This window comes from Ciceribacter sp. RN22, from assembly GCF_024054295.1.
Classification (GTDB): Bacteria; Pseudomonadota; Alphaproteobacteria; order Rhizobiales; family Rhizobiaceae; genus Allorhizobium; species Allorhizobium lividum.
In genome coordinates, this window is the sequence record NZ_JAMXLD010000026.1 from 62,410 (window position 1) to 73,568 (window position 11,159).

The 11,159-nt window shown below is 62.4% G+C and carries 10 protein-coding genes; 6 read left to right on the forward strand and 4 right to left on the reverse strand.

What is annotated here, in order from left to right; translation table 11 throughout:
• Positions 1-109 precede the first annotated feature (109 nt).
• Positions 110-4,729, reverse strand: coding sequence for a Ti-type conjugative transfer relaxase TraA (gene traA / locus NHF53_RS23465; RefSeq protein ID WP_252836356.1), 4,620 nt, complete (start codon positions 4,727-4,729; stop codon positions 110-112).
• Between the two features lie 223 nt (positions 4,730-4,952).
• Here traA and NHF53_RS23470 point away from each other — a divergent pair, with 223 nt between their 5' ends.
• From NHF53_RS23470 to NHF53_RS23485, 4 genes are all read left to right on the forward strand, one after another.
• Entirely contained in the window at positions 4,953-5,240 is a 288-nt protein-coding gene (locus NHF53_RS23470) for a TraC family protein (RefSeq protein ID WP_252836357.1), read from the forward strand.
• On the forward strand, positions 5,230-5,469 hold the full coding sequence (locus tag NHF53_RS23475) for a conjugal transfer protein TraD (protein ID WP_252836358.1): 240 nt from the start codon (positions 5,230-5,232) through the stop codon (positions 5,467-5,469). The genes NHF53_RS23470 and NHF53_RS23475 overlap by 11 nt, the downstream gene beginning before the upstream one ends.
• Positions 5,460-7,379: a Ti-type conjugative transfer system protein TraG gene (traG, locus tag NHF53_RS23480; protein WP_252836359.1), complete on the forward strand. Its 1,920-nt coding sequence runs from the start codon at positions 5,460-5,462 to the stop codon at positions 7,377-7,379. The genes NHF53_RS23475 and traG overlap by 10 nt, the downstream gene beginning before the upstream one ends.
• A gap of 392 nt (positions 7,380-7,771) precedes the next feature.
• Positions 7,772-8,041 carry a WGR domain-containing protein gene (locus NHF53_RS23485; protein WP_374591332.1) on the forward strand — a complete coding sequence of 90 codons (270 nt, stop codon included), beginning with the start codon at positions 7,772-7,774 and terminating at the stop codon, positions 8,039-8,041.
• Positions 8,042-8,161: 120 nt separating this feature from the next.
• On the opposite strand, the gene NHF53_RS23490 is transcribed toward NHF53_RS23485, so the two are convergent.
• Positions 8,162-8,329, reverse strand: a complete 168-nt coding sequence (locus NHF53_RS23490) for a hypothetical protein (protein ID WP_252836372.1) — start codon at positions 8,327-8,329, stop codon at positions 8,162-8,164.
• Positions 8,330-8,612: 283 nt separating this feature from the next.
• Positions 8,613-8,834, reverse strand: coding sequence for a DUF4326 domain-containing protein (locus NHF53_RS23495; RefSeq protein ID WP_308218709.1), 222 nt, complete (start codon positions 8,832-8,834; stop codon positions 8,613-8,615).
• A 126-nt stretch (positions 8,835-8,960) separates the two neighbouring features.
• On the opposite strand from NHF53_RS23495, the gene NHF53_RS23500 reads away from it, so the two are divergent.
• Both NHF53_RS23500 and NHF53_RS23505 read left to right on the forward strand, forming a co-directional pair.
• A complete protein-coding gene (locus tag NHF53_RS23500; protein ID WP_252836361.1) occupies positions 8,961-10,151 on the forward strand; it encodes a DUF1173 domain-containing protein in 1,191 nt (396 codons plus the stop codon).
• A gap of 88 nt (positions 10,152-10,239) precedes the next feature.
• Positions 10,240-10,449, forward strand: coding sequence for a hypothetical protein (locus tag NHF53_RS23505; protein WP_252836362.1), 210 nt, complete (start codon positions 10,240-10,242; stop codon positions 10,447-10,449).
• A gap of 131 nt (positions 10,450-10,580) precedes the next feature.
• Here NHF53_RS23505 and NHF53_RS23510 read toward each other — a convergent pair whose 3' ends face one another.
• Positions 10,581-10,898, reverse strand: a complete 318-nt coding sequence (locus NHF53_RS23510) for a DUF736 domain-containing protein (RefSeq protein ID WP_252836363.1) — start codon at positions 10,896-10,898, stop codon at positions 10,581-10,583.
• Between the last annotated feature and the right edge of the window lie 261 nt (positions 10,899-11,159).

Here is an 11,159-nt window from a genome sequence, read left to right on the forward strand (position 1 = left end):
CCACGACGATCCTCCGTTTTATTCAGGATCGTGGGACGATCACGGCACGAACGATTGCAGCATCAGTCTCCTGTTCAGCAATGGCCTATTTCTTTCGTTTCCAAAACCCTCAACGAATGATGCCGAGCCCGCGATCGATGATCCGCTGCTGACGCTCCGATTTGATTTGCTGGTTCGCCTGCATACGCACCGTCTGCTGCAGAACCTTAAGTCTCTCGTGCATCACCTCGAAAGCGCGACGCTGCGCCGGCGACACCCGATTGATGACGTCTTTCTCGCCCCACAGGATCGCGTTTCTGCCGAAGCGCTCGTCGAGCGCCCGGCTGACCGCGGCAAACTCCTGGGCGATGCGGGGATTAACCGAGCCCGCCGCGATGGCGAGCTTGGCGTCTTTCTTCTTCATCTCCACCGCCAACTGCCTGAGCGCGTCTTCGGCAGCTTGCGACAGACCGGGAATAGCGACCGCCATGCACCGGCGCTCCTGAACGATAGCATGGGTTTCGGCATCGAGTGCACTGATATAAGACGCGCCGAGAGAACGGACACTGATCCCCGCTTCTGGCACGGCCTGAAGGGCGTCCCTCCGCTCCCGGCCGACGGCAAGCAGTTTATCCATGACGCGGTCGGAGCCGCGCAGCGCGCCATAGGCGGCAGGATCGTTACTGACCGCTGCCGCGATGCGCTCCGCCGCAACCCCCTTGACGACAAGCTGCTCGATCTTTTCGACTGCGCCGGCGGGATCACGCCAGATGCGCGTCGCGGTGTCGGCGAGCACCGCGCGATGATGGCGATAGTGGGAAGCAGTCAACACCCTCTCTCGAGCCTCGTCTTCCGCCGGCCTCTGGAACTCGGTCACGGCGGCAAGCATCGGCAACACGGGCGTCGTTTCCTTTCCGACCTCGAGACTGGCACCAGCGACGATCTTCGACCGGTCCTGTCTCTCCGCAACTGATTGCTCCTCTGCAAAGCGCCTGATGACGGCGAACAGGCGGGTGAGCTTTTCCCGGCGCTCGGGGACGAGATCTTCCGGCATGCGCTCGACCATATTTCGTTCGGCAATCACATCGGCTTTTCCGGTGAAGGCGGACCAGCCGAAGCGCGCCGTCAGCGCCTCGTTGACGGCCTTGACCTCCTGGACCAGCAAGCGGTCCTCGACGGCATAGGCAAAGGCGGTCTTGTAAGCGTCGTCCCCACCCCGCTCACGCACCGCCTCAATTTCGACCAGACGCGCCATCGCCGTTTTCGAGAGCGCCGGGATCGACAAGGACATATGCGCGCGGCGTTGCTGCTCGCGGATGCCGAAGCGCTCGGCCTGCCTTCGAAACTCGGTCGCATGGGCGCGCGCCAGAGGCCGCAACTCCGCCATGGCGGCCATGGCCATGTTGCGCTCACCACGTACGGCGCGACCGTCAACGATGTTGTCGGACCCACGCAGGCGGCCGAGCCGGTCCGGTGCCTCGGCGAGATCGTCAGCGAGCTCGCGGGGTTCAATGGCGGAATCCGAGGCGAGCGCGTTCAGGGCAGAAAGCGCCACATCCGGATCGCGATAGATCTTCGCGAGCAGCGGTCGGAGAATCTCCTCCCGCTGCCTCCACTGTTCCGAGGCACGCTGCGCGCGGCGCGCATCCTCGTCTGCGCTACGGACGAACATAGTGGTGGGCGGGATCAGATATTTCCCACCCGACGGGATCCCCGCCGAGAGGAATGCGGTTCGCTCCTCGTCGTACGAGACACGCCGCTCCCGCTCTATCGCGAATCCGAGCGCAACGCTCGCCCGATCCCAGAGCCTCGCCACCAGCTCCCGCTTTTCCGTAATCCATGCCAGCCGCCGGGAAACCCCCTCCTCTTGTCGAGCCGCGACCTCTGCGAGCGTGTCGATGCCGCGCCGCCTTGCGAAATCCCGCGCATGCGCCTGGTAGCCTTCCTCGCTCTCAAAATCGAGCGTCGTGGTCTTGGCGCCGGATCTGCCGAGCCGCTCGACCAATTGCTTGAGCAGTTCCGGCCGATGGCTTTCCCGCTCGACCCGGTCCTGGCGCACTTCGGCGGTTTCGATCAGCTTGGCCGTCCAGACGTTGCGGTCGACCTCTCTTCCCTCGAAGCGCTTCTGCCCGGTTGTCCCATCGATGATGGGAATCTGGACCCTAACCCGTTCCACTCCGTCCTTGCGCAGGGTCACAGTGTCGCCTTCCGAGACGTGGGCATCCTCCAGCGCCCTCGGCAGGCTCACGCCCCAGACACGATGGACGGTACCGTCATCCGTCCTGACGTCGGCATAGGGGCTCTCGTCGGCATCCGCATCATCGGGTCGGAACCTCACCCCGCCGGTTTCAACCAACTCCCCGGTGACGCCGGCGGCATGATCGACGCGCTGCTCGCGTCCCCATTCCGGCTTCGCTTCGAAGTCCTCCTTTGCGGCATAGAGATCGGCGCGGTCGCGGTGACGGGTCATCGCCACATAGGTCAGATGCTGGTCCATCATACCGGTGGCGAGCACGAAGGTCCGGTTGACGGTGGCGCCCTGCGATTTATGAATGGTCGCGGCATAGCCGTAATCGACGTTTCGATAGCTGTCCTCACTGATGACGACGTCACGTCCGTTGTCGAGGCGCACGGTCAGCAGCGGATCGCCCCGTTTGTCGCCGGTGGAAACGACCGTGCCGAGCATACCGTTCTTTACATATTGTGGTCCAAGCCGCCTTGCCCGCGGCTCAAGGAAGCGGGCGTTTTCGAGGAAGATGATGCGGTCACTGGCGGCGAACTCGCGAGCACCGCGCGCCGTCCGGAATTCACGCGCACCTGTCAGCGCGCCCTCTTCCATCATGGCGTTGCGCAGGCACGCGTTGAGTTTCTGCACGTCGGCATTGGTGTGCGCCAGCACCAGCAGTTCGTCGCCACGAAGGCGGCCAGGATGTTCGCCATCGGCAGATTTCTGAAGCAAGTCGCGACGGGCATCGGCCCAATCGGCAACGATGCGGTCGAGGATCTCGGCGCGGGTTTGCGTCTCGACAATGCGGCCCTGCTGGACATAGGCGTCGAGGCCCTCCTCGACCTTGCCGTGGGCAAAGAAGCGCGCGGCATCGCGCGCCCACTGCTCGCGCTGGCGGCGCACGCCGGCAAGTTCGGCAAAGCCGATCCGCTCGCTGATCGCCCGGAACGCCGCGCCCGCCTGGATCGGCTGAAGCTGCATGGCGTCACCGACCAGGACGACTTTCGCCCGGACTTCCTCAGCGATCTTCACGACACGGGCCATCTGCTGCGACGACACCATACCGGCTTCGTCTATTACCAGCACATCACCGCGATTGAGCAGTTCGCGTCCGCTGGCCCAGGCCAGTTCCCAGGAGGCGAGTGTCCGCGACCTGATGCCTGAGCTGTCTTCCAGCCCCTCCGCTGCCTTGCCGGCCAACGCCGCACCGATCACCCGGCGGCCATTGCCTTCCCAGGCGACGCGGGCCGCCGCCAGCATTGTCGACTTGCCGGCGCCGGCAAGTCCGACGATGGCCGCCATACCATTGTCCCGCATCACATGATGGACGGCATCCACCTGCTCCGGATCGAGACGGAACGCCTTTTCCGGATCCTGTGTCTCGACCTTTTCGATCGCCACCGCGACCGCCCCATCTGCAAGCGCAAACCCGCGGCGTTCCGACAGAGCGCGCGCTGACTGCGCCATGTCATATTCGATGCGCAGGATTTCCCGGGTCGTGAAGACCGCCGGTTCCGTCGCCTTCCCCGTTTCGGTATCGACCTGCTGCGGCTTCAACAGGACAAGTTCGTCCGACGCCATCAGCCGCGCGCGGATATTGGTGAAATCCGACGGATCGTCGACATGACGATGCAGCGCCTTGGCGATATCGCGCTCGTCAAAGGTGGAACGTTCGTTGCCGAGCTGCTTTAAGAGAAGTTCTGGGTCGGCGAGCAGCCGGTCCGCCATCTCCTGCCTGCGGGCGAGATCGGCCGGGGCGAAATACATCTCGACGCCCTTGCGCGCCAGCGCTGCCTTCTCGGGGCCGAGGTGCTTCTGAGCAATGCCGTCTAGACCCTGTTCGGCATAGGAGTGGCCATCGAGGCGGATCTCGTGGCCGGCAAGCGCCAGATGCCGATTGGCCGTTTCGGCCCAGGCGATCTTCCATGCCTTCATGGTCTCCTTGTCACCGGCCCAGAGCTTGTAGACGATCTTGCCGTTCGGCCGATCGGGTGTGACGACACGCAGCGGCTCGCCATCCTCACCCAGCACCGCCACCTTCTTCGGCCCGAACCCCGCTTCCGTCAAAGGCCTCAGCGTCGTCATCAGATGGATATGCGGATTGCCGTCCTTGTCGTGAAAGACCCAATCCGCGACCATGCCCTTGGAGGCAAGATTGTCTCGGACGAACTCACGCACCAGCGCGATACTCTCCGCCCGTGTCAGCTCTTCAGGAAGCGCGATGATCAGCTCGCGCGCCAGCTGCGCATCCGCCCGCCTCTCGAAAGCATCGACCGCGTTCCAGAGCGCCTCACTTGCGCCGACGACAGATTTGCCGTCGACAGCCGATTGCAGCCAGCAGGGGATATCGTCCGGCAGCGCCAGCTCCTCATGCACCAGCTCGGAGGCGCCGCCGCGATAGCTGAAGGAGGTTCCTGCCTGCTCGTCCATCATCCGGGCGCGATGGCGATAGGCGGCCGCCGAGACGATGCTGCGTCCCGCTCCCCTGCTGATCACCTGCGCTCTGACGAACATGATCGCCACTGTCGTCTCCAGACCTCTCCGAGCACGTCGCGCCAGCGACGTATATTGCGCCCTCAAACTGATCGGACCGCAGGGCCGATGCCGCTTTTCCGGAAGACTGCCACGGCCGGATTTCCGGCAGCGACGTTTTCGGGATGATGCATCACTAATCTAGTTTACTATCATTTTCCATATAGTATAATTGACACCGTGCAGATTACCCGAACAGAAAAGGACGCCGGGTTTGGCCGTGAAAACATCACTCTCTGACATCGACGCTCAAATCGGAAAACTGCGGGAGCGCAGACGACTTCTGATAGTAAAATCCGCCGAGCGATTTGCACGCGCCGCCACGAAATCCGGCCTGGCGGAAATGGAGATCACTGACGAGGAACTCGACGCGGTCTTCGAAGAGATCGCCGCGCGATTTCGCAAAGGGGAAAAGAAAGAGACTGCTGGCGCAAGTGCTCCGGCGCGTCGACAGCCAAGTGGCGCGACTGGAGCGACGGCGGAGGTTTCTCATGACGGCTGATCGCAAGCGCGAGGCGCGCGAGAAATTCCTACTCGGCGGCATCGTCGTCAGGGCGGGACTGTCAAAGGCCGACCGGGCATTCCTGCTCGGTGGTCTCATCGAACTGGCAAGCGTCGCGCCGGGCACCGCCGAGCATCGGCGGCTGCACGATATCGGCGCGAGAGCATTCAAGGCTCGTTCGTTGGATGATGGATCACCTCGCACAGCGGAGATGGCGGAGTGGTCCTGAAGGCAAGACCGCATCCGAGCGTGTTGCTCACTCTTGCACCGATCGCCGTCACCGCCCTTGCCGTCTATGTCGTCGGCTGGCGATGGCAAGAACTGGCCGCCGGCATGTCGGGCAAGACGGCATATTGGTTCCTGCGAGCCTCGCCCGTGCCGGCGCTTTTGGTCGGGCCTCTCGCCGGCCTCTTGGCCGTCTGGGCTTTGCCGTTGCACCGGCGAAAGCCGGTCGCGATGGCGAGCCTCGTTTGCTTTCTCACGGTCGCCTGCTTCTACGCGCTCCGTGAATTCGGCCGGCTGGCCCCGTCGGTCGAGAGCGGCGCGCTGTCATGGGACCGGGCGCTGTCCTATCTCGACATGATCGCTATCGTCGGCGCAGTCGTTGGCTTCATGGCCGTAGCTGTCTCCGCGCGCATCTCCACCGTCGTGCCCGAGCAGGTCAAACGGGCGCGACGCGGGACCTTCGGCGACGCAGACTGGCTGCCGATGTCCGCGGCGGGAAGACTGTTTCCGCCGGACGGCGAGATCGTCGTCGGCGAGCGCTATCGGGTCGACAGGGAAATCGTCCATGAACTGCCCTTCGATCCAGCCGATTCAGCCACATGGGGGCAAGGCGGCAAGGCCTCGTTGCTGACCTACAAACAGGACTTCGATTCCACCCACATGCTGTTCTTCGCTGGATCGGGCGGATACAAGACGACCAGCAATGTCGTACCGACGGCGCTCAGATATTCCGGGCCGCTGATCTGCCTCGATCCGTCGAGCGAGGTCGCGCCCATGGTGGTCGAGCACCGAACCCGCGTTCTCGGGCGTGAAGTCATGGTGCTCGATCCGACAAATCCGGTCATGGGCTTCAATGTTCTCGACGGGATCGAGAACTCGCGGCAAAAGGAAGAGGACATCGTCGGCATTGCCCACATGCTGCTGTCGGAGAGCGCACGTTTCGAAAGCTCGAGCGGCGCCTACTTCCAGAACCAGGCGCACAATCTTTTGACCGGACTTCTCGCCCACGTGATGCTGTCGCCGGAATATGCCGGGCGGCGAAACCTGCGCAGTCTCCGGCAGATCGTCTCCGAGCCGGAGCCCTCGGTGCTCGCCATGCTGCGCGACATTCAGGAATATTCGGCGTCGGCCTTCATCCGCGAGACGCTTGGCGTTTTCACCAACATGACCGAGCAGACTTTCTCGGGCGTCTATTCGACGGCGTCGAAGGACACGCAATGGCTCTCGTTGCACAGTTACGCAGCGCTCGTCTGCGGCAATGCCTTCAAGTCGAGCGATATCGTATCGGCCAAGAAGGACGTGTTCCTCAACATCCCAGCGTCGATCCTGCGCTCCTATCCCGGCATCGGCCGGGTGATCATCGGCTCACTGATCAACGCCATGATCCAAGCCGATGGCACATTCAGGCGCCGGGCGTTGTTCATGCTCGATGAGGTCGACCTCATCGGCTACATGCGCGCGCTTGAGGAGGCGCGTGACCGCGGTCGCAAATACGGCATCAGCATGATGCTGATGTACCAGTCGGTGGGCCAGTTGGAGCGACATTTCGGGAGGGACGGCGCAACATCGTGGATCGACGGATGCGCCTTCGCCTCCTACGCCGCGATCAAGGCGCTCGACACGGCGCGCAATGTCTCGGCGCAATGCGGAGAGATGACTGTCGAGGTGAAGGGAAGCTCCCGCAATATCGGCTGGGACACGAAGAACAGCGCATCGCGCAAATCGGAGAGCGTCAACTTCCAACGCCGGCCACTCATCATGCCGCACGAGATCACCCAGTCGATGCGTAAGGACGAGCAGATCATCATCGTCCAGGGACATAGCCCGATCCGCTGCGGGCGCGCGATCTACTTCCGGCGGAAGGACATGAACGAGGCGGCGAAGGCCAACCGGTTCGTCAAATCAGGCCCGTGAAGGATCAGTCATTCTCTTCCAGATCGTAGTCGTCATTCGCCGGCCTTTCGTGGCGTTCATGACCGACACGGCCGCGTCAATCGCCTTTCGTACGGTGAGCAGGTCGATGTGGCGGCTGGAAGGATCAGTGTAGATGCCGTAACCATTTACGATGCGGTCGTTGAAGCCCTGCTGAAGGACCTCCAACGCTGTGCCGACATGATCCCGCCAACGAAGGCGAGGCGTCCTACTGGGTGAAGGATTCATCTTCCGGGGCGGCGATCCGGTTCACATCATCACGCCCGAACAACGATCTCCAGCCTCGACGATCAATCACGAAAAAGAATCGGTGTGGCCCGACCGATTCATAAGTGTCGTTGGACGCGTAAGCCGGAATGGGCGATTCTTTCTCCATGCTCAGTCAGCCCTATCAGCTCTACATCGAACGCACGGACGCGACGAAAAACATGGCGCGCTTCTACGCGCTCGCGATCGAACCGACGCTCTTCGGCACGCCCTGCCTCACACGCCGATGGGGGCGCATCGGGACAGTTGGGCAGGCCATGGTGCATCACTTCGACAAGGAAGAGGATGCTGTCCGCATGTTCCTCGATCTGCTGCGGGCTAAACGGGCACGCGGCTATAGACCGAACACACGTGTTCGACGTCAACGCATGGCTTGAGGGTTGCCCGTAGCGAGCCTCCCTGATCCTTTCCGGTGATCATTGGTAGGAAGCGGAGCTTTGGGTCGACGCGTCAGTCGATCCGGCGTGTCGACCCAGACGAGAAGGCAACCGCCGGCCTCAGAAAGGCGGCGCAGCGTCGAGGGTGCCCTCCTGTTCGGCGATCGCTGCCGCCAATTCGGCCCTAGCCAATTCGAGCTCCGCTGCGATCTGGCGGCGCTCGACGCCGTCCGCGTTCCTGAGCTCGGCGCGCAGTTCTTCAATCTGAATTTCGAGTGCAATCATCATTGTCGTCATCTCCTTGTTGACGTGAAGGATGACGCCGGGGGTCGTGAGGATCGGGTCGGGTCAAGGATCGAGTAGCGACCGCCGGAGGCGGCGAGCGGAGGAACCGATTTTCTGACGGCGCCCTTTAGGGCGGCGGCTGAAAATTGGAGGGGCCGCGATGTCCTTGACGCGGCACGTGCCCCTCATGGCAGACTTGGTTATCCGAGCAGATAGTCTCTCGTCTCGTATGGCACCGGAAAAATGAATGAAGGCGGGCTCGAAGCCAGCCTTCATTCATGTGCGATCAGGCTTTGTCGCAGATGTATCGCCGCACCATTTCCAACAACACGTCCCCGTGACAAGGTAGCGGCGAGCACCCGCAGACAAGGTCCTTGCCGACCAGTTCGAGCAGCGCGGCCATAATGTGCGGCCGCTTCGGCGCCCCGTATCGAAGTCTTATGACCTGGGCTCGCGTGCCGTCTCGTCCGATAACGAACGGATTGCCGAGAATATCTGGTCTACCGATGTAGCGTCAGCGACCGACGCGCGAACCCACACATCTGCAGCGCAGCAGGGATTTTACTGTCCGCTTCTTTGATAGTAAATTGGACCTCCCCGTGTATCCTCGGCCGAAGCAAGGGGGAGAACCAAAGTGCGATACTTCACGATCTGCGATCAGACGGTGGACGAAACCTCGCCTGAGTTTCGGGCGCTGCTTCCGCACGCCTACGAGCAAAGACTTCGCCCGATGTGCATGTGCAAGGAGGTCCCGGTTGCGATGTACATCGCGCGCTTGGACGATCAGTACCTCATCAAGCGCATGCCACTTTCGGGGCGCGACCACGACCCCGCATGCCCTTCTTATGAACCTCCTTACGAGCTTTCCGGTCTCGGTTCCCTGATCGGCAATGCGATCCGGATCGATGCCAGCGGCAAAGCCGACCTGAAACTGGACTTTCCCCTGACAAAACGCGGTCCAGGATTGGCGCTGGGCGCGCCGACTGAGGCAGCCGAGGCGGGCATCCGCGGCGAGCCCAGGAGGCTGTCACTCAGGGCGATGCTGCATTATCTCTGGGAAACGGGCGAACTGACGGAATGGCGCTCGACCTGGGCGGGTCGGCGCGGTTGGCGCCGGGTGCGCAGCAGCCTCCTCAATGCCGCCTCGCTGATGACTGCAAGGGGGGCGCCCTTGAGTGACATGCTCTTCGTTCCCGAGGTGTTTCACCCCGAGGACAAGGACGGGATCACCGCCCGACGCACCGCCGCGCTCAAAGGCGTGGAAGCAACAGGTTCGGGATCGCGAAAACTCATGATGATCGTGGCCGAGGTAAAGGAGTTTTCTACGGCCCGGGACGGGCACAGGATTGTCGTGCGGCACATGCCCTTCCCGCTGATGATCGAGGACGATGCATGGAGGCGGCTCGCTGCACGCCATGAGACTGAACTGGAGCTCTGGCGCTCGAGCGAGACATTCCACCTGATCCTCGCCGCCACCTTCGGCGTGTCGACCGTCGGCATCGCATCGGTCGAAGAGGTCGCCCTGATGGTAGTCAACGAGAATTGGTTGCCCTTCGAGGACATCCACGAGCTACGGCTCCTGGGAAAGCTCAGCCACCTCAAGCGAAGGAGTGTCAAGGGCCTACGTTTCAACCTGCCTCGCGGTACGCCGATCGTGTCGGTGACATTGCCCGAACAGAAACCCGCCCCCGTCGCGATGTTCATCGTGCCGGCAGGCGCCGACGATCGGTACGAGCAGGCACTCACCGACATGATAGGCGCGCGACCAGAGATTGCGCCTTGGATCTGGAGGGTGGCCGAGGGCGAGATGCCGCGACTGCCTTGATACGGGAACACGGAACTGCCAGGACGTTGACAGGGCGAGACGAATAAGAACACCTGTGCCATCATCTGCCTCGTTCCATTGGACCATCATGAAACCTGAAAAGAAGCCGTTCGTCGTCGAGATCAAGAATCGGCGTCGCCTGTCCCGGAGAGAACATTCGATCTGGGGAAGAATGGACCTGAAAACTGCCAGCGATCAGGTTGCCGCCGAGCAGACCGCCGGCGAGAGTGATTTGGCGACGTCCATGCGACCGTCTGAGGCGGTGACGGATCAGAACGTTACCGACGTCAGCACCTGATTGCATCGGCGTGGCAATCCATCTCGCCTGACAAGTGGTGTACCCTTTCCCGAATCGCACCACGTCAGCCTCTACGCCTTCGTTGTCGGTTGGAGGAGCCCCGCCTGGCGGCGGAGCCCCTGGGGTGGCGATCAGGCCTCCCGCTTCGGGCGGTTCCAGATGAGGGCGTATTCGCCGTCCTTCTCGCTTGGCCACAGGGCCGCAGTGATCGGGGCGTTGAAGCTCGGGTCGTCCAGCTTGACTGAGATGTATTCCTCTCCGTCATTGGAGACCGCCTTCCAGCCTGCGCCGACCTCGACGCCGTTGCCGGCGGTGATGCGGAAGTCCGGGGCGTCGCGCGAAACGCGCTCGATGGGGTTCAGGCGAGCCCGCATGCTGACGGTCAGCGTGCGCACGTTGCCGATGATCGAGTTGTTGCCGTTGGTGGTGAATTCGCCGATAACTGCCATTGTCGTGTTCCTTTTCCGGTTGTTCGGGCTGCGCCTGTCGCGGCCTCGATGGCGGTGTAACGACCGGGGGCGATCGACGCCGCACCCGCCGGGGTCCCCGTTGCGCTCGCTCAATGGGGTGGCTCTTTGGGCCGAAACGAAGTGGAGGGCGGCCGGGAGCAACTTTCTTGATGATGTGGACACCCCCACCACCAAGCCTCAGGCTGGGGATCTTGGTCCCTAGAAAACATCAGGAGGTGCGCATGTCTGCATTTACGATTG